Here is a 17,268-nt window from a genome sequence, read left to right as displayed (position 1 = left end):
TCAAACCATTACAAATTCTGACTTATTTTTTCAGCTAGATTCAAGCACTAAATGCAACATTTTCCACAAATGTATAAAAAACATCACGAGGCTTGCAAAAATTTAACACTTTAAAAGGTCTGTCGTTTATCTCTTTTTGTACCGCTTTCAGCTTGTTAGCGGTACTTTTTGTGATTGCTGAACCTTTTTTTACATATTGTCTAATAAGTTTGTTCATGTGCTCAATTTGTCCTTTTTGCCAACTAGAGTATGGATTTGTAAAATAAATCTTTGCTTGCAGTTTCTTTGCCATAATCTCATGATTTGAAAACTCTAAACCATTATCAAGCGTTATAGATTTGACCACTTTTTTATATGGAAGTAACACATCATTCATCGCATTTGCCACAACATCTGCACTTTTATTAGGTATATATCTAATAAATAAAAACCTTGATACTCTTTCTGTAAGTGTTAATAAAAAACCCTTATGATTTTTGCCCTCTACTAAATCACCCTCCCAGTGTCCGAACTCTTTTCTATCATTAACCACTTGCGGGCGTTCTTCTATACTAGTGCGGTTCTTTATCTTCCCAACAAATTTCGACACTTGTGCCTTTCTCTTTTTTAGTGCATGACGGCAATACTTGTACAGATTACCTCCTTTCAATTTATCAGCCCTTATATATTGGTAAATTCTTTCTACTGATACCATTTCAAGCCCCAGGCTTTTACAATAACCGACTATTTGGAGCGGTGAATATCTTTTATACAGAAATTGTCTTACTCTTTTCTCAACCTCTTTGGTAAAACGTCTATAACGCAAAAAACGCTCTTTCTTTTCAGAATAGAGCGTCTGTGCTGTCTTTGCTTTATATCCGTGTTTCTTCGTTCGGTTCCTCTTTAACTCCCTGCTTATCGTAGATTTATCCCTTTTCAGTTCACGAGCTATTTTTGAAATAGACCAACCCGCATTTAAATACGCCTCTATCATTGCTCTATCGTGCAAGTCTAAATGCTTAAATGTCCGTGCCATTATTCATTCGAATTTAATAAAATAGCAGTTTTAGGTAATTCCATTTCCTTATATTTCAATTCCTTAACAATAGGCTCTGGGTCATCATCATGTAAAAAACCTGCATCCATAAATTCATCTAACAAAACTAAGCCTTTTTTAGGTACTACTTTATAAATACTCCAATACCAACCCGCCGCACTATAACGATCATATGCAAATATTCTTTTAGAAACAGGATCAATATAAACCTCTCCACCCAAACCTGATAACTCTTCTGAATATATTAATTTACCCGACTTTGTAGCAACATAAATATAAGGAGATGGCGTTACTACATAAGCAAATGCACACTCTTCACGCGGTATTACTAAATCTTTTGTGCCATCAAAATTAACATCAATCAACCTCATTTTATCAAAAATAGGCGGACATTTATAATGTATAGAATCTTCAAAATAAATCCTTTCTCCATTTTTAACAATATAAGACGAATAAGTAGAAAGGTCTTCAAGAATCTGTGCATATCCAGCGGTTACGGCTAAACATAGTCCAAATGATAGTAAGATTTTTTTCATGATAATAATTTTAAGTGATTTTTAAATATGTTAATACCATTATCAAAATAAATGCCAAATAGTGCAAAGCGAAAAGATAAAAAAAAAGAAACCACACCAAAAAGGATGCAGTCTCTCTCATTATTATAACAAACTAATTTAAAAACCTCGGTATATAGTTTCCGTTATAGAATCGTCTTAAATACTCCCCAGTCCTACGGTTGTATACATTAAAATATTTAAAATCTCTAAACTTGGAGTTATCCAGCCACTGGCTAAACTTATACAAATCATGCACATACTGCATTTTGAACACTCCAAAGGCTCCGAAAACTATACAGCTATAATCGTTCTTATGGCTCATTATTCAATGCCCCATATTTCTTCGTTTCCATCATAAATAATAAATGGACCAGTACCATTATACTTAAAATCTTGCCCAGGGTTAAGAGATGTAATCTCATCGCCATATCTTCCTGCATTGTCTAAATAAACACCTATATACTTCTCTGTTCTATTAAAAAAATGATAGCCCTCTACATCCTTTTTAATTTCAAATCCATCTAAATAATTTCCTACTGGATGAATGGATAAAATATCATAATTAGAATCATCTATCAAATTTTTTACCTCTTGATTATCCAATGGAATTAAACGAGTAAAAAACAAATAATCATCTTTCACAGTCTTTAAAAAAGCATTAAAAGATGCAGGTGTAAAATAATTACTACCTACTCGATAATAACAATTATCCGATAAATCAATTGTAGAAACCTCTCGACACAAAAGCTCACTCCTAAACTTTCTATTATCAATAACTATCACACAATCACTCATCTTTTTTATCTTTTAAATCTTTAATTTTCTTTTTTGCAAAGCTATACGCAAAATCAAGCACAATAGCCAATAAACTTGCTAGAAGCGGTTTTAGCTCATCAAATGAGACCGCCCCCGTAAATCCTAAAATCGAATAAATCTTTGTTCTATCTACAAAATTTGTCATTTGTCCCTTTTTTTATTAATAAATTTTTGAATCAAAACCCGCCATATCTCTTAGATTTAATTTTTCATAATCAAACCCAACTCCCAACTTCCTTACATTATCCTGCCATTCTTTATCAATTATTGGTGTTTTTTGTGGTTCCTCATCTCTAAAAACTTTTCTCAAATCCTCATCTTGTCTAACTGGTGTCAAATCTAAATCACCAGGACCAAACTCACCAACTCTCTTTGGCGGTAAATCTAAAGGTTTCAAATCACCACAATGTGTGCATGCTGTTTCTTCTTCCTGCTCCTGCAGTTTTTTAACCACATCACTTTTTACTGGTATTTTTCCCTTTTGCTTTTGAGCCTGCATCATATTTTCCACCTTTTGATTAAATGCCTTTTCATTTATCACTGCAGAACCGCCTTTGGCAAATACGCTATCAAATTTGGGCTTGTCTACTTTTGGCAAGATTGGTGCTGGAGCTTTCAACTTTTCTAAATCCAGCGGAATTACAGAACCATCTCCAGTAGTTATCTTTTCCTTTATACTTTTCTTCTCAGTAAACCAAAACAAAATAAAGATTACTAAAAAGATGAATAACCAAAACTTAATTTTTCTTTTTTCTCGCTGTGTCATAGTATTGTATTAAATATTTTTTCAACTTTTGAAACTAATGGCAATATTACAGCCTGCTGTTTTGGGTCTATTGCGTTTATTGTTCTTCTAGCCTTATAATAGTTTGTTACATTCTCATTTATAAATTGTGGCAATATTACACCAGTAATCCCCAAATGCCTAACTTTAATCCAGCCCATAGCTAAATGAACTGTATATTTAGCCATTAAATACTTGTAATTAATCAAAGCATCTGGATTAGACACAAAATCAATTCCAGACCATTCACTTATGCGCTCATAAGATACACGCCCAGTAAGTTGCATATATCCTCGACCATAGTATTTACCTCCATCACCTATATTTACATTTCCTAAACCTTTTGCTTTAGGTATATCAATAGACCAAGAAGAAGAACCATAATTACGCTCAAAATACACACATAAATCAGCATTTAAGCCTTTTTGTTTACAATCCTCAATGTAATTTTTCAAATCCTGTAAAGCCTTTCCTTTGTGCTTTCTCAACTCACTTGCAGTAACATTATTATACCTCTCACGAAATAATGTAAAATTATCCTGCTCATGCAATGCACTAGCAAATAAATAAATGGCTTGTTTCTTTAGCATTTTGCCATCTTTCACATACTGGCACAACAACAAAAACATGTATTCGCACCAGTCTTTATATTTCCCAATTTTAATACCTGCTAGTGATAATTTGGTTCTCAATAGCCCTAATAATTTATTTTGCTCAAGTTCAGACATAGACAACTCATAAAACTTATCCGAGCTATCATGCACCCTCACTAGTTCCAATTCCCCAAACTCAACTTTTCCCTTTGGCTTAGCCACACTTTCATATAATTTATAGGCACTCCATCCGCCTACCAGCCAGCCCAACGCTTGTAAATATGTCATTTTTTTATCTCTATTTTTTCTCATTAATGTTGGTATCTATTTTCTTTTTGCAAATCGTATTTTTCCAATAACTTTTGTTGTTCTTGAAAAAATCTACCGACAAAACTTCCTAAATTCTTGTTTTCATTCCTTAACTGCTTTACCTGCTCATCACTTAGGCTTGGATAACTTCCAAAAAAGAACCATTTAGCACGCACCGCCCAATAATCTAAATAAACACGAAATTGCTCTTTAGATGTCTTTTGCCTAAAAGCCTCCGAAATTTTATCAGGTATGCCGTCTTTGCCCAAAAGCACAGTCTTTTGAAATCCCTTAAATGCCATCCATATGATTAAAGCTACCAGAGCAACCCCCAATAGCTTTAATACATTTGTTAAATCACTCAAAAACTTCATTACTTAAATGTTTCTTTTATTTGGTCCTTTAAGACATCAGAAAGCATAATCATTCCAATGTATATAACCGCCATTACAACACTACTTAACATCCTCATCTCAACAAATCAAATTACCACAAATGCTCCTTATCTGGATCCTCATTCTGAAGATACTCAGGTTCATTACCCTCCACATCATCAAAGAGTGTATCTATCTCTTTTTTTGCCTCGTGCGCATGATGCAAACATATTTTTGCACATTGTACATACTTCAATAACAACGGCAATGATTTAAATAATCCTTTCAATTGTTTAAACATAACTTATCTAGTTTTAATTTGTCCGAAATATCCACCATTAGGTGCTTTAGTTGAAATTACCATTCCCAGCTTTTGCAAATACACTTTTCCAGTATTCACATTGAAACTTGCTATTTCTAAAACCTTTGCGCCAGTCTTTTTATAGAAAGCCTCAAACATCATAGTTATAAATCTATTTCCAGTGTTTGGAGACTCTGAACGCACACTCTTAGAGTTTTCAAATGCTTTAACAGTTATCATACCTCTTTGCTTTGAATAATTCCAAGCCGTAACATAAAACCTTCCATTCTTGGATTGTCCAGCTTTAGCCCCAGAATGTTTTTTAGGTTGTCTCTGATTATTATAACCTCGGTCATAACCTCGGTTAAAATTAGGGTTGGGATTTCCACCCCAACCATTACTATATCCATTATTATACGCCATTTCTATACTTTTTTAGTTAATAATTACCAGCCTCTTCTTTTTCCTTTGATTTTAATCCAGCCCATGTACACGGATAAAATCACTGCTCCCAATCCTAAAACCAAAAAGGTCGCAATACTTGTCCCTGCACCATTACCACTTAATGGCTTTAGTAAAAAACTATCAACTTTTGTTATTAATTCTTTCATCTTTATTTTGTTTTTAAATGTTATTTTTTCTTTGTTAATAAATAAATCAATGCCCCTCCTAGTAATAAATACAAAATGTTATTGTCATTTCGCCCAACATGTCCAGTAGCTTTTCCATATACCTCCCCGTCTGTTACCGCAGGATACGCACCTTCTGTAGGCATTCCTGTTTTAAGTGTTTGATCCTTACTAGGTCTGTAATCCGATGAACCTGCTTGGCTATCTGCTTGTCTTTCAGCATCTGTTTTTTCTCTAAAGAATGGCACGCGCAAAACTTCCTTACTCACGGCATCCCCTCTTGAAGTGTCACGGAATGGGGAATTTAAGTTTACATCAGTTCCTTTTGGATATTCTTTATCACCAACATAGGCAAACTTAGTCTGATACTCCTTAAGCAATCTCCCGTAAGCCTCAGTTATCATAGCCGCCAATGCTTCAGTTCCTTTTCTCGTACAATCCTTTCCCCATGGAAAACCAGAAGCGCAGACTTTTAAATAAAGTAACGCCTTATTAAAATTGTCAGCACTGGCTACCTTAGTAAACCCAGATTGTTCAATAATCCATTCAACGATTGTGGTTCCTTCTTTCATCGCTCTACTAGGCGACCAGCTCGAGCCCCAACAATGCAAATCAAAGCCGTTTGCCAAAACGCTATCTAACCCCCCAGTTATCTTACTTAATACACCGCCTACTATCTTTCCTCCAAATTGACCAAGAGAGGAGCCGGAGGCGTTACCGCCCCCCACACTTCCAATTAAACTACTTACCGCTGTTACTGCTCCAATCATTTCAATATTATTTTGCGTCTAACAAATAGAATGTAAATTCTTCTCCTACATTTTTATACACTGCTAAGGTGTATAAGCCTGTTAAATCCAATGCAGGTAATTTCGATAACTCATCAATCCTTGCATTTTTTGCATAATCAAGTTGTAGTTGCGAAATCCTTGTTTTGCCCTGTGCATTGATAACTTGCAATTCATTTGGTGTCTTTTCAGCTACCAAATAATCAAATGCTAATACATCAACATCCTTTACAGATATATTTTGGTCAAGCTTCACTTGTTGCACATAAATAGGCTCTGCACTTCCAATAGCCTCAAATGTTTCTGCAGTTACATTCTGTGCTTGTCCACCCGATACATGGAACTCAATGTAAGTTTTGTCACCTAATGGCAAACTTCCAGATTTAGAAAAAGGAATTACCGCTACTTTGTCGCTACCAATTGTTGTTTGCAATTTAACAAAATGAACGCCCAACAATTCTGTAAATAGCTTAACGCTCATCTTTGGCACCAAAACCTTTTTAGTAAAGGTTTCATCTACTAGGTAAGACTCAATTTGCACCTGTCCGAAATCGGTACTTGAATTACCTTTTAAAATCAAACCCGCTGCACTTTCCTTAACTTCCAGCACCTCGGTTGCTTTTGCTAATGTTACTCTCATTTTTATATCTTATTTTAAATTTCTGAAACAAAGATATTAAGCATGCAAAAGCACTTTTTAAAATCTAGCGATTTTTACCACTTTTAAGCGATTTATACCAATTTTTTGACACTAATCATCAAAATATTTTTTTACGAGCTTTAGCGTTAGATATTTCTTTTTATAGTGGCTTAAAATATCTTTTTTTATCATGCGTGCAGTGGAATAGCTTACGCCTAAATAATTAGCTAGCTCCTTAGCACTAATTATTTGCAAGTTCTGTGTATTGTTTTTCATAAATTAATTGGATTAACTGGTCTAAATTTATACTCAAATCGGTATCTAATAACTGTCTTATGGCTTTATTATAAATTTTTAAATGCTCGTTTAATTTTTTATATCCCTTGCGGATCATCTGATATACTTTACCTTTATACAACTCTACAAATTGAATAGCAGTAGGCACATACTCCAATTTTCCCCGCAAGTGGTTTAACTCCTCTAAATAACTGCTAACTTCAAAATTTAAATAATTGAGTTTTTTTACCTTATTTGATGCGCCCCACACCGCACCAATTACTGGGCGTTTATTTTCTTCTTGCTTTAATAGATATTTCACCACATACGCAACTATATTTCGTTTACTCTTTGGCGTTTCAATTTTAGTACTTGGGGGATTGCTCCAACCCATTTTTTTATTACGCTGGTAAGCTAGTATGCAGTCTTTTTCTGATTTATAATTTTTTGAATACTTAGCCATATATTCTTTAGCCGTTAAGCGGTTCATCTTTTCAGAATATCTATCAACATAACCATATTTATTTATATACTGGTTCCATATGCGCTGAATATCCTCACGAGGGATTTGCGTATCAATCAAAACATGAAAATGAATATTTCCATTCTTCTGCGTCTCCGCTTTCCAGAGATAATTTTTTAAACCATAGACCTTTTTTAAATGGTCAAGATACTTAGCAAGTATTTTACGCAACACTCTATCATGGTGCTTTTGGGCACTGGGCAAGGTCAAGGTTACAAAAGATAAATATTTGTCCTTGTTTGATTTCGTTGCGTCAGCGAATAAAATAGCATACTTCTTTATATTCCTTACTTGAGTATCCGAGAGCGTTCCTAAATCCTTTAAAACATGCCCTTTCTCATTATACACTTCTTGTTGTTTCTCCTTATACAACTCAACACACTTTTCAGCATATTTAACAATTGAACCAAACTCTGAAATATCATCTAGTGCGTTTAACTCATCTAATTCTGTTTTTTCCTTGTTTAGATTTTGGCGTAAAGTAGGAGTATGGCCTACTTCATAATTTCGTAAATCCATCACATAACTATAATGCAATAGGCTAGTAGGTCTAAGCTGAACCTTTTCACACAAATAATAATTATTAACCTCTTGATATTGTCGCATTTACAGGGATTTTTGCCGTTAGATTTTACCGATACTTGAGACGAGCCCACTCAAAAGCCTATCGGCTTTCTATAAAAAAATCGGTTTCTTCTTTTTTCACAGCCACACGATGATATAAAATATCCTTAGGTTTAAAAGTTATCCACGAACGACCAGAAAATAATACCTCAATATTATTTTCTTGTTTCAACACCTGTACTACAATACCATATTCATATATGTACTGCTTAGGTTCTAAATGATTTACGGGAATGGGTACAAACTTCTGTACTACCAAAAAAGGTCTGATTTCTTCTCTTTGCATACGCTTTTAGTTTTAAATTATTTAAGCGTTGCATTTGTGTTTTGAATGTGCCAAAAGTATTTTAATCATTATTTTTTTATTTTTTCATTAATTTATTATATATTTGCCGACTATATTTTTAAAATATTTAAAGAAATGAAAAAGATTTTATTATTAGGTGCTATGGCACTTTTTGGTTTTGCTAACGCACAGGTAAATTACGGTTTCAAAGCAGGGTACAACTTATCTAACTTGAGTGTACAAAGTCCTATTTCTAGCGCAAAATTACTTTTGGGCAACAAATCAGGATTCAATGTAGGTGCTTTTGTTGAATATGGGTTAGGAAACAACTTAAGCTTACAAGGCGAACTTGCTTACAGCAATGTAGGAGGAAGACTAAAGTATGACAACAACTTAAATGCTGCCGAATCAGCTCAACTTGCTGAAACCCTTGAAATTGACCTAGAAAGCTTTTCTCAAGTAAAAGATGCTAAGGCTGTTGTTTCTTTAGGACAAATTTCTGTACCTGTTTCTTTGAAATATCAATTGAACGAAAAAGTAGCTTTATTGGGAGGTTTCTCTGTTAATTTCAAAGCTGGTTTAAAAACTAAATTAGAAGCTAGCGGAAAAGACATTAAAACTGATCTAGAAAAACAAGCAAAAGTTAATTTTGACGAAGTTGCAAAAAAAGAATTGGCTTCTACAAACTTTGGATTGCACCTAGGTGGGGAGTACAACATCAACAACAATATTTTTGTTGATGCTAGATACAACTTCGGTCTTTCTTCTTTAAACAAGAATTACACAGACTTTGCTAAGCTTAGACAAAGATATTTACAAATCGGTTTAGGATATAAATTCTAATCATTCGTTAAAAATTATTATATACATAAGGTTGTTTTTTTCTAAAAAACAACCTTATTTTGTTTTCTGTATGAAATATTTTATCTCTAGCATATTTTGTCTACTATCGATCTCTAATCTCTACGGGCAGGAAAATAAGAATAGCTACTTCATAGAATTGGGGGCAAATAGCTCTCATCTTTTTGCTTTTAGCGACATTTCTTCCCTTCAGCTCCTATCTGGTAATAAACTAGGCTACTATGTAGGAGTAGGTAAAATTTATGGAATGTCTAAGCAATGGGACATTTCTGTCCTGGCAAAACTTTCTGAAACAGGCGGAAAAATTGAGAATACCACTTATTTTATCAAGCAAAAGTTTAACAAAGACATAGAAAAATACAGAAACGCCACTATAAAGGTGAGTTTATATCGCTTAAGCTCAGACATTAATTTAAATTACAATATAGACAAAACCTCTATCTATACAGGGTTGCAGCCCTCTATATTATTCTTTGGAGTCTACAAAGAACTAAGCACAACCTCCGACGATGGTGATGTTCCTGGAGGAGGTGGCAGCGGTGGGGGCATTCCAAATGATGACGAAGTTTCCCGTATTCGCAAAAATATCAATATCTTTCAGCTTAGGTATCAAATTGGGGTTAAGTATAAATTATCTAGCAAATACTCCGTAAACTTGTCATACTACACAGACCTCATCAATAATTTAAGCCTATATGTCCCAGAAATTAAGAACGAGATACGATTTAGACAATCCACCGTTCAATTGGGGATTATTCGATTTTTCTGACGCCTCCGGCACACTAGGCAGGACAACAGCTCTACACCTTACAAAACAACCGTTCATCACACTATCACAGTACACACCACAATATTTGTTTTTTCTCAGATAAAATAAATTCAGAACTTAAATGAAGTTTCTAAAAATTTAGATTTAATATCTTTGCAAAAATCTCATTTATTTTGACGCAAGAAAAAGCATTAGACATATTAAAATCTGGGCGAAATGTTTTCCTTACAGGTTCTGCTGGTACGGGAAAGACTTATACCCTCAACAAATACATCGAATATTTAAAATCTCATAAAATCCCTGTCGCCATCACGGCAAGCACGGGAATTGCCGCCACACACCTCAATGGAATGACGGTGCATTCTTGGAGCGGAATCGGCATTAAAAGCCACATAGAAACCGCTCACCTGCAAAAGTTGAAGGAACGAAAGTACATGAGGGACAAGATGAAAGATGTACGCGTCTTGATCATAGATGAGATTTCCATGTTGCACAAAAATAGACTGAACGCCGTAAACGATGTTTTGCAGTATTTCAAAGACAATCCCCTGCCATTTGGAGGCGTTCAAGTTGTTTTTTCTGGCGATTTCTTTCAGCTCCCTCCCATTGGCGAAAACAGGGAAAAAGCTAGAGATAAATTCTGTTTCATGTCCGAAGCTTGGGTGAATGCCAAGCCCTACATTTGCTACTTAACAGAGCAATATCGACAAAGCAATAATCCGCTCAATCAATTGCTCAACGAAATGCGAGCTGGCGAGGTGAGCCCTATTTCCTACGATGTCGTCAATCAAAAAATTCAGGAAACCATGTACTCCGATGTAGATCGGTTTCCTCACCTCTACACACACAATGTAGATGTTGATAAAATCAACGAACAAAAACTAAAATTACTAGAAGCTATTCCGCAAAAGTTTAAAGCCACAGCCAAAGGAAGCCCTTCTCTTATCGAAGTAATGAAAACAAACATTCTTGCCCCTTATGAATTTGAGCTAAAGGAAGGAGCCGAGGTCATGTTTGTGAAAAACAATTTTGAAAAAGGATTCTCCAACGGAACCTTAGGCATAGTGAAAGAATTTTCCGAAGACGGATACCCCATTGTAGAAACCAAAGATGGAAACTTGATTGTAGCAGAACCAGAAGAATGGAAAGTGGAGGACGAAAATGGTAAAACTTTAGCCTCCATCACCCAAATTCCTCTGCGTTTAGCATGGGCAATCACTGTGCACAAAAGTCAAGGTATGACATTGGACGAAGCCTGCATAGATTTGCGCAAAACTTTTGAAAAAGGGCAAGGCTATGTCGCACTATCTCGATTGAGAGACCTAGAAGGGCTCACGCTGCTAGGCGTGAACGAAGTAGCTATGCAGCTCGACGAATTGGCATTCAAAGCAGATAAACGCTTTCTAGAACTCTCGGACTGGGCAGACGACACCTTCTCTACCGAAGATTTAAAACGAGAGCACATTCCTTTTATTGTAAAATGTGGCGGACAAATTGAACCTGTAAAAGTGTTAAGCCAAACTGAAACCAAAGAAAAAGGCAAAAAAAGCACTCTCATAATTACCAAAGAAATGCTCGAAGAAGGCATGTCTCCCGAAGAAATAGCAAAAAAAAGAGACCTTACAGAATCTACTATTTACGGGCATTTGAATAAATTAAAAACACAATTTCCAGAATTAAATTTCTCCTCCTACATTGCATGCGATCCGCACATTGTAGATCGTGTGCGCAACCTCGTTGATAATTTAAATTTTGAAGATGGCGAAATAAGATTAAAACCTATTTACGACACACTGAAAGAAGAAATCCCCTATTCCGAAATACGAAAAGCTTTACTTTTAGTCTAAAAAAAATATGAATTTAAAGGAATTTCCCGTTGGGTATTTAAGCTTAATGCTAGCCACGAGCTATCTATACCAAGCATATGCCCGCCCCAAGTTTTATCCTCCAGAGGAATTAAATTACATTTTTATTGCACTCTGTGCAATTGCATTTCTAGGTGCCTTTCTCATGGCTTTTACACGCTACAAAGAAGAGCCGATGGCACACAAAATGCAAATCATAGGTTTAATTATTTTATCACCTATTTTAGCTTATGCCATTTGGATATAAATAAAAAAAGGGTTTCTCCAGAATCTGGAAAAACCCTTTTTTGATACATTTTTTTTCGCAATGAAATTATTTCATTGGGCGTAAGATATTGTAATTTACACCAATTCCGATTGCTCCGATGTTTAAATCTTTTACAGAATCACCTTGGTAGAATACAAATGCATTCCACTCATCATTGTGATATCCCAATTCTGGACGATAGTAGAATCCAGCTTTTGTATCATCTTTCGTAAAAGCTACACCTACACCTAAGTCAGCACCTACAAAGAATCTTTTAGTTGGATAGTAGCGCAACAATGCAGCAACAGGAACAAGTCCAATATTTTCAGAGTTATCTTTCTTAAAGTAGTTGGTATAACCAGTCACAACTCCTAAACCGAAACTTTTAAGGTCTAAAAATTGATATTTAGCATCAACACCCACGGCAAAAGAAGGAAGTATCTTTAGTATCCGCAACTGGAATGCCTGCGTGAACTCCTAATTTCAACCAATCAGTTCCTTTCTTTTGTGCATTTACAAATACGCTTGTAAAAATCAACAACATTAATACACTTAACTTTTTCATTCTCATTCTATTTTTATGTTAAACTTATTGATTTGCTTTTTTAATATAGTTTTCCAGTGCCATAGTCATAGAGGGGGTTTCTGGCGTAGGCACTTTAATATTCACCTCTAGTCCATTTTTCTCTGCCTCGGTAATGGTAGATTTCCCAAACACAGCAATTACTTGTTTTCCTTGCTTGTAGTCTGGAAAACTCTCAAACAACGATTTAATCCCCAACGGACTAAAGAATACTAAAATATCGTAATCCTTCACATTTTTGTCAGACAAATCACAACTCACCGTTTGGTACATGATACCACGCTTCCAATCCAGCCCTAACTCATCCATCAATGCAGGAACATCTGGCTTTAAGATATTAGACGACGGCAGGAGTAATTTTTCCTTTTTAAGTTTTTTTAAAGTCGGTTTTAAATCTGCAAAGGTTTTCCCTCCGATATATACTTTTCTCTTTCTATAAACGATGTATTTTTGCAAGTAAAATGCGACCGCCTCGCTCTGGCAATAATACTTCATCGCATCTGGCACATGGAAACGCATCTCTTCTGCCACTCTGAAGAAGTGATCTACAGAATTTTTGCTTGTAAGCACAATACCTGTAAATTTACTTAAATCTATTTTCTGCTGTCTTAAATCTTTAGCAGTAAGCCCCTCAACCTTGATAAATGGCTGAAAATCTACCTTAATTCCTAAGTCTTTTTCAAGCGTAAGATACGGAGACCCTTCCGAGTTAGGCTTGGGCTGAGATACAAGGATGGATTTTATATTCATACTTTTTACTACATTCATTGCCTTTAGCTTTCGAGCAAGATAAACTTGCACACGATGACGAAAGGTAATATTTCAAGGGCGCAAAGGTACAAAATAATATAGTAAATTGGGAATTTATATTCTTTACTACTTCTTAAATAAAAGGAAATCAACTTAATAAAAAACATGACGCCTAAAAAGCCTAAAATCACATAAGTCAAAATACGCGTGTCGATTTTTGAGAAATAATACAAAAAACTGAATGCTACAAGCCCCAATGTTGTAAAAATCCCAAAATAAGAACGGGAAATAAAGAAATTTCGTAAAATCTCGGCATAGCCCACCGTTGTGAAGATTAATGTATTGACAAGTGCCTTAAACAGGACAAATCCGATGATAATTAATACCAAAAAAAGCAACTGCGTGTAGCTATGATAATCTTGCCAAACGCACCAACGCACCACAAAAGGCAACAAAAACAAGCCCACAAGAGTGGAGAAAACTACAATGTAAATACCACTAAGGATAAAGAAATTGTCTTTTTTCTCACTAAATTTCTCCAGCGTCCCCAAATCGTCGTAATATTTTCTGAAAGCCCATCGCGTAAACATAAGCAAAATGCATATAGCCATCAGCAGGAGAAAAATCCCGTCTTTGTTTTCTACTAATCTTAAATTTCCTTCCACGGCGAATAAGTTTTTGCAAAATTACTAAATAAAATCTCATAGGCTTAGTATATTTGTAGAATGATAAAGAAATTAGTCATAATCCCTACCTACAACGAGAAGGAAAACATCGAAAAAATCGTGCGTGCAACACTCGCATTGCCACAAGATTTCGATGTTTTGGTTGTAGATGATTCTTCGCCAGACGGAACCGTGGAGATTGTAAAAAACTTGATTGAGCTTTTTCCCAATCGTGTTTTTCTAGAAGTGAGAAAGGTTAAAGACGGGCTAGGGCGTGCCTATGTTCACGGATTCAAGTGGGCGCTAGCCAATGGCTACGATTATATATTTGAAATGGATGCCGATTTCTCGCACAATCCAAACGACTTGCCTAAATTGCTAAAGGCTTGCGAAGAGGGAGCCGATATGTCTGTAGGCTCACGCTACTCACAAGGAGTGAATGTAGTAAACTGGCCTATGCATCGCGTATTATTATCCTATTTTGCGTCTAAATATGTGCGTTTAATCACACAACTGCCTTTGCACGACACCACTGCGGGATTTGTGTGCTACACGCGCAAAGCACTTGAAAGCCTAGATTTAAACAAAATTGAATTTAAAGGCTACGGCTTCCAAATTGAAATGAAATATAAAATCTGGAAAAAAGGATTAAAAATCGTGGAAGTGCCAATTATTTTCACCGATCGCACTTTGGGCGAATCCAAAATAAGCAATTCCATTATTAAAGAAGGATTCTTTGGCGTAATAAAACTAAAATATAAATCTTTAACTGGAAAAATTAAGTAATGAAAAAATTAATTTTCGCTATTTTTTCGTTGATGATTTTGGCGTGCAACCACGGAATCGAAAAACCCGACAATTTGGTAGACAGGGATACTTTCAAAAGCATTCTCACCCAAATGTATCTTTACAAGCAGGCACCTACGGTGTCTGTGGCTCGGGACATAGATTTTAATATAATCAACGCAACGATTCTTGCCAATCACCATGTTTCTGCCGAGGATTTCAAAAACTCCCTTGAATATTACATGGTAGATCGCGGACAATACGAAGAGATTTTAAAAGAAATTCAAGACTCTATCCACAACCAAATCGACAGACCTACCGAGGAAGAATCTGTTCCTGCTGTGGATAAAAAAACTATAGCACCTAACGAATGAAATTAGCCATCATAGGCGTGGGGCTCATTGGAGGCTCACTCGCTTTAAAAAGTAAAAAACTAAACCTATTTTCGGAAATTATAGGGATTGACAAAAATCCTGAACATTTAGACCAAGCTTTATCATTAGGCATCATCGATCGCCAAGCTGATTTAAAGCAAGGAGTGCAAGTAGCCGATGTGGTGATGATTGCCGTGCCCGTGGAAGCGACCATAAGTGTCCTGCCACAAGTTTTGGATTATGTAGATAACCAATGCGTGTTTGATGTCGCATCGACCAAAGAGAGCATTATTCACAGCATTGAAAACCACCCAAAACGCAAAAATTATGTTGCATCGCACCCAATGTGGGGTACCGAAAACAGCGGACCTTCCGCCGCGACTGAAAACGCATTTGAAGGACGCTCTCTCGTACTCTGCGACACTCAAAACTCTTCGCCAGAAAAAGTAGAATACATCAAAAAACTCTACGAATCGCTAGGCATGAATGTAATCTACATGGATGCCAAAGAACACGATGTGCACACTGCTTATGTGAGCCACATTTCGCATGTAACATCGTATGCTCTAGCCAATACCGTTCTGGAAAAAGAAAAACAGGAAGATACGATTTTCCAATTAGCGAGTTCAGGTTTTTCGAGCACGGTGCGTTTGGCAAAATCTCACGCAGCCATGTGGTTACCCATCTTTAAACACAATAGAGAAAATGTGCTCGATGTCCTTGACGAACACATCAGTCAGCTTGAGCAGTTTAGAAAAGATTTAATTCTTGAAAACTACGACAAAGTAGAAGATTTTATTTTAAATGCCAATCGCATACGCGGCGTACTGGAAGAAAAAAAACAAAAGCACTAAAAACAATTTTAGCAAGCTTTTTGATTAAGTTTTAATACCTTTGCATTAAATATTTGATATTTGGGAATGAATTATCCTTCTTTTTTCGCTAAAATTTTACTCTTTGGAGAATATGGCATCATCGAAAACGCCAAGGGGCTCACGATTCCGTATAATTTCTACAAAGGGACTTTGAAATTTACCGACATTTCGCGTGAAAACAAATCTCGCGAAAGCCTTAAAAAATATGCGCAGTATTTAGACCAAAACATGCCGCAACAATTTGACATTGAAAGGCTCAATGCAGATTTGGAAAAAGGGATGTTTTTTGACTCAAACATTCCGCAAGGTTATGGTGTGGGTAGCTCGGGCGCACTCGTCGCTGCGATTTACGACGAATATGCGGTTGAAAAATTAGCCAAAAATCAATTATCTAAAAAAGAAATTTCTGAGCTTAAGCACACATTCTCTCAAATGGAATCCTATTTCCATGGGAAAAGTTCGGGCATTGATCCACTGATTTGCTACATGAATATTCCGCTTTTGATTCACTCTAAGGAAGAAATCGACACGATTGGTATTCCGCAAAATGCCAATGGCAAAGGTGCCGTTTTCTTAATCAATTCGGGAACTCCTGGCGAAACGGAACCCATGGTGCAAATCTTTTTCCAAAAATTGAAGCAAGAAGGTTTTAGGAAAACGCTTAGAAAAGAATTTACCAAATACAACGATGCTTGTATAGAAGCCATTGTAAAAGGTAAAAAGGAACCTCTGTTCAAAAACTTGAAAAACCTTTCTACTTGGGCTTTCGTTCATTTTAAGCCCATGATTCCTAGCAAATTACTAAACGCTTGGGAGAAAGGAATCCAAACGAACGATTACTACCTTAAACTCTGTGGTAGCGGTGGCGGTGGCTATGTTTTAGGCTTTGCAGAAGATTTCGAAAAGGCAAAAGAAGCACTTTCCGATTTTCAGCTGGAACCCGTGTATCGTTTCTAA

General features: G+C 35.9%; 27 protein-coding genes. 8 read left to right on the top strand and 19 right to left on the bottom strand.

Annotated elements, in window-relative coordinates; genetic code table 11:
- Positions 1 to 40: 40 nt before the first annotated feature.
- The 15 genes from ORNRH_RS05100 to ORNRH_RS05045 all read right to left on the bottom strand — a co-directional run bounded on the left by ORNRH_RS05100 (position 41) and on the right by ORNRH_RS05045 (position 8,536).
- Positions 41 to 1,015: an IS30 family transposase gene (locus ORNRH_RS05100; protein WP_014790838.1), complete on the bottom strand. Its 975-nt coding sequence runs from the start codon at positions 1,013 to 1,015 to the stop codon at positions 41 to 43.
- Entirely contained in the window at positions 1,015 to 1,572 is a 558-nt protein-coding gene (locus ORNRH_RS05095; RefSeq protein WP_014790837.1) for an XAC2610-related protein, read from the bottom strand. Before ORNRH_RS05095 ends, ORNRH_RS05100 begins: the two co-directional genes overlap by 1 nt.
- 133 nt (positions 1,573 to 1,705) lie before the next feature.
- Complete coding sequence (locus tag ORNRH_RS11910; protein ID WP_014790836.1) at positions 1,706 to 1,915, bottom strand: hypothetical protein; 210 nt, start codon at positions 1,913 to 1,915, stop codon at positions 1,706 to 1,708.
- Complete coding sequence (locus ORNRH_RS05090) at positions 1,915 to 2,388, bottom strand: hypothetical protein (RefSeq protein ID WP_014790835.1); 474 nt, start codon at positions 2,386 to 2,388, stop codon at positions 1,915 to 1,917. The genes ORNRH_RS11910 and ORNRH_RS05090 overlap by 1 nt, the downstream gene beginning before the upstream one ends.
- Positions 2,381 to 2,554, bottom strand: coding sequence for a hypothetical protein (locus ORNRH_RS12300; protein ID WP_014790229.1), 174 nt, complete (start codon positions 2,552 to 2,554; stop codon positions 2,381 to 2,383). The genes ORNRH_RS05090 and ORNRH_RS12300 overlap by 8 nt, the downstream gene beginning before the upstream one ends.
- A gap of 15 nt (positions 2,555 to 2,569) precedes the next feature.
- Positions 2,570 to 3,175 (bottom strand): hypothetical protein, encoded by a 606-nt coding sequence (locus ORNRH_RS12490; RefSeq protein ID WP_014790834.1) that lies wholly within the window; start codon positions 3,173 to 3,175, stop codon positions 2,570 to 2,572.
- A complete protein-coding gene (locus ORNRH_RS11565) occupies positions 3,172 to 4,074 on the bottom strand; it encodes a hypothetical protein (RefSeq protein WP_155814499.1) in 903 nt (300 codons plus the stop codon). Before ORNRH_RS11565 ends, ORNRH_RS12490 begins: the two co-directional genes overlap by 4 nt.
- A 23-nt stretch (positions 4,075 to 4,097) precedes the next feature.
- The gene (locus ORNRH_RS05075; protein ID WP_014790832.1) at positions 4,098 to 4,469 is read right to left on the bottom strand and encodes a hypothetical protein; all 372 of its coding nucleotides are present in this window, start codon (positions 4,467 to 4,469) and stop codon (positions 4,098 to 4,100) included.
- Positions 4,470 to 4,581: 112 nt separating this feature from the next.
- Positions 4,582 to 4,770 (bottom strand): hypothetical protein, encoded by a 189-nt coding sequence (locus ORNRH_RS05070; RefSeq protein WP_014790831.1) that lies wholly within the window; start codon positions 4,768 to 4,770, stop codon positions 4,582 to 4,584.
- Between the two features lie 3 nt (positions 4,771 to 4,773).
- On the bottom strand, positions 4,774 to 5,193 hold the full coding sequence (locus ORNRH_RS05065) for a hypothetical protein (protein WP_014790224.1): 420 nt from the start codon (positions 5,191 to 5,193) through the stop codon (positions 4,774 to 4,776).
- A gap of 23 nt (positions 5,194 to 5,216) precedes the next feature.
- Positions 5,217 to 5,381: a hypothetical protein gene (locus ORNRH_RS12295; RefSeq protein ID WP_014790223.1), complete on the bottom strand. Its 165-nt coding sequence runs from the start codon at positions 5,379 to 5,381 to the stop codon at positions 5,217 to 5,219.
- A gap of 20 nt (positions 5,382 to 5,401) precedes the next feature.
- Entirely contained in the window at positions 5,402 to 6,169 is a 768-nt protein-coding gene (locus ORNRH_RS05060) for a hypothetical protein (RefSeq protein ID WP_014790830.1), read from the bottom strand.
- 7 nt (positions 6,170 to 6,176) lie between these two features.
- A complete protein-coding gene (locus ORNRH_RS05055) occupies positions 6,177 to 6,827 on the bottom strand; it encodes a hypothetical protein (RefSeq protein ID WP_014790221.1) in 651 nt (216 codons plus the stop codon).
- A 241-nt stretch (positions 6,828 to 7,068) separates the two neighbouring features.
- Positions 7,069 to 8,232: a rolling circle replication-associated protein gene (locus ORNRH_RS12110; protein WP_014790829.1), complete on the bottom strand. Its 1,164-nt coding sequence runs from the start codon at positions 8,230 to 8,232 to the stop codon at positions 7,069 to 7,071.
- A gap of 58 nt (positions 8,233 to 8,290) precedes the next feature.
- A complete protein-coding gene (locus tag ORNRH_RS05045; protein WP_014790218.1) occupies positions 8,291 to 8,536 on the bottom strand; it encodes a hypothetical protein in 246 nt (81 codons plus the stop codon).
- Between the two features lie 135 nt (positions 8,537 to 8,671).
- Here ORNRH_RS05045 and ORNRH_RS05040 point away from each other — a divergent pair, with 135 nt between their 5' ends.
- The 4 genes from ORNRH_RS05040 to ORNRH_RS05025 all read left to right on the top strand — a co-directional run bounded on the left by ORNRH_RS05040 (position 8,672) and on the right by ORNRH_RS05025 (position 12,278).
- The gene (locus ORNRH_RS05040; RefSeq protein WP_014790828.1) at positions 8,672 to 9,379 is read left to right on the top strand and encodes a porin family protein; all 708 of its coding nucleotides are present in this window, start codon (positions 8,672 to 8,674) and stop codon (positions 9,377 to 9,379) included.
- A 70-nt stretch (positions 9,380 to 9,449) separates the two neighbouring features.
- A complete protein-coding gene (locus ORNRH_RS05035; RefSeq protein ID WP_014790827.1) occupies positions 9,450 to 10,166 on the top strand; it encodes an outer membrane beta-barrel protein in 717 nt (238 codons plus the stop codon).
- 173 nt (positions 10,167 to 10,339) lie between these two features.
- Entirely contained in the window at positions 10,340 to 12,013 is a 1,674-nt protein-coding gene (locus tag ORNRH_RS05030) for a helix-turn-helix domain-containing protein (RefSeq protein ID WP_014790826.1), read from the top strand.
- Between the two features lie 7 nt (positions 12,014 to 12,020).
- A complete protein-coding gene (locus tag ORNRH_RS05025) occupies positions 12,021 to 12,278 on the top strand; it encodes a hypothetical protein (protein ID WP_014790825.1) in 258 nt (85 codons plus the stop codon).
- A gap of 66 nt (positions 12,279 to 12,344) precedes the next feature.
- Here the strand turns inward: ORNRH_RS05025 and ORNRH_RS12485 are convergent, their stop codons facing one another.
- The 4 genes from ORNRH_RS12485 to ORNRH_RS05010 are packed head-to-tail and all read right to left on the bottom strand — an operon-like array spanning position 12,345 to position 14,276.
- Positions 12,345 to 12,644, bottom strand: a complete 300-nt coding sequence (locus tag ORNRH_RS12485; protein WP_243925427.1) for a hypothetical protein — start codon at positions 12,642 to 12,644, stop codon at positions 12,345 to 12,347.
- Between the two features lie 46 nt (positions 12,645 to 12,690).
- A complete protein-coding gene (locus ORNRH_RS12480; RefSeq protein ID WP_243925425.1) occupies positions 12,691 to 12,843 on the bottom strand; it encodes a hypothetical protein in 153 nt (50 codons plus the stop codon).
- A 24-nt stretch (positions 12,844 to 12,867) separates the two neighbouring features.
- Entirely contained in the window at positions 12,868 to 13,611 is a 744-nt protein-coding gene (locus ORNRH_RS05015; protein ID WP_036601551.1) for a uroporphyrinogen-III synthase, read from the bottom strand.
- A gap of 23 nt (positions 13,612 to 13,634) precedes the next feature.
- Positions 13,635 to 14,276: a DUF4271 domain-containing protein gene (locus ORNRH_RS05010; protein ID WP_014790823.1), complete on the bottom strand. Its 642-nt coding sequence runs from the start codon at positions 14,274 to 14,276 to the stop codon at positions 13,635 to 13,637.
- 63 nt (positions 14,277 to 14,339) lie between these two features.
- On the opposite strand from ORNRH_RS05010, the gene ORNRH_RS05005 reads away from it, so the two are divergent.
- From ORNRH_RS05005 to ORNRH_RS04990, 4 genes are all read left to right on the top strand, one after another.
- A complete protein-coding gene (locus ORNRH_RS05005; protein WP_036601547.1) occupies positions 14,340 to 15,062 on the top strand; it encodes a polyprenol monophosphomannose synthase in 723 nt (240 codons plus the stop codon).
- On the top strand, positions 15,062 to 15,436 hold the full coding sequence (locus ORNRH_RS05000) for a DUF4296 domain-containing protein (protein WP_014790821.1): 375 nt from the start codon (positions 15,062 to 15,064) through the stop codon (positions 15,434 to 15,436). The genes ORNRH_RS05005 and ORNRH_RS05000 overlap by 1 nt, the downstream gene beginning before the upstream one ends.
- Positions 15,433 to 16,290, top strand: a complete 858-nt coding sequence (locus ORNRH_RS04995; RefSeq protein ID WP_014790820.1) for a prephenate dehydrogenase — start codon at positions 15,433 to 15,435, stop codon at positions 16,288 to 16,290. Before ORNRH_RS05000 ends, ORNRH_RS04995 begins: the two co-directional genes overlap by 4 nt.
- Before the next feature lie 66 nt (positions 16,291 to 16,356).
- Complete coding sequence (locus ORNRH_RS04990; protein ID WP_014790819.1) at positions 16,357 to 17,268, top strand: mevalonate kinase family protein; 912 nt, start codon at positions 16,357 to 16,359, stop codon at positions 17,266 to 17,268.

The organism is Ornithobacterium rhinotracheale DSM 15997, from assembly GCF_000265465.1.
In the GTDB taxonomy this organism is placed as follows: Bacteria; Bacteroidota; Bacteroidia; order Flavobacteriales; family Weeksellaceae; genus Ornithobacterium; species Ornithobacterium rhinotracheale.
The sequence above is the reverse complement of the archived record's forward strand: the minus strand, read 5'-3'. Positions and strand labels throughout refer to the sequence as shown.